The sequence below is a fragment of the Halorubrum sp. Eb13 genome, assembly GCF_002252895.1.
Taxonomy (GTDB): Archaea; Halobacteriota; Halobacteria; order Halobacteriales; family Haloferacaceae; genus Halorubrum.
Genome location: NZ_NHPE01000108.1, coordinates 1 through 712, shown reverse-complemented (window position 1 = coordinate 712; position 712 = coordinate 1). Strand labels below are relative to the sequence as shown.

The following is a 712-nucleotide window of genomic DNA, read 5'->3' as shown; positions in this document are numbered from 1 at the left end:
GCGCGGCGGCCACGTCGTCGCCGACGGTCACCTCGTCGACGCCCGCGGTCCGGAGCGCGGCCGCGAGCACCTCCGGGTCCTCCGCGCGGTCGAGCGCCGGCCGACAGGTGACCGCCGAGGCGGCGTCGGGGAGGGCGTCCGCTGCGCCGGCGTGGTCCTTGTCGTGCATCGCGGCGTAGACGAGGTGGAGGTCGTCGTAGTCGTACTCGGCGAGCGTCCCCGCGAGCGTCCGGCAGGCCGCCGGGTTGTGCGCGCCGTCGAGCACCGTCAGCGGCGCCGTGTCGAGCACCTCGAACCGGCCGGGCCACGTCGCCCGCGCGAGCCCGTCGCGGACCGCGGCCGCCGGGAGGGAGTCGCCGTCCGCGCCCGCGCGGTCGGTCCCTCCGTCGCTGTCGCCGCCCTCACCGTCCTCCGCCCGTTCGGCCAGCGCCGCCGCGGTCCGGCGGGCCAGCGCGACGGCGACCCCCGCGTTCGTCGCCTGGTGGTCGCCGACGAGCGGGATCCGGTAGGTCCCCGCCAGCTCGCCGGCGAGCGTCACCTCGGCGTCGGTCGGGCTCACGCGGCCGTCGTAGGCGACGGAGAGGGCGGGGGACGGGTCGGGACCGTCGCCGGCGGCGTCGTCGGCGTTCCCGTCGGCGGCGTCTCCGTTGTCTCCCTCCCGATCCGTGTCCGCCCCCGCCACCGTCGCGACCGGCGCGCCGTTCGTGACGGC

At 78.8% G+C, this 712-nt stretch carries 1 protein-coding gene; it reads right to left on the bottom strand.

Features of this window, described 5'->3' with window-relative positions; translation table 11 throughout:
• The coding region (locus tag DJ75_RS12510) for a glutamate ligase domain-containing protein (RefSeq protein ID WP_275542308.1) at positions 1-712 on the bottom strand (712 nt) is incomplete at both ends.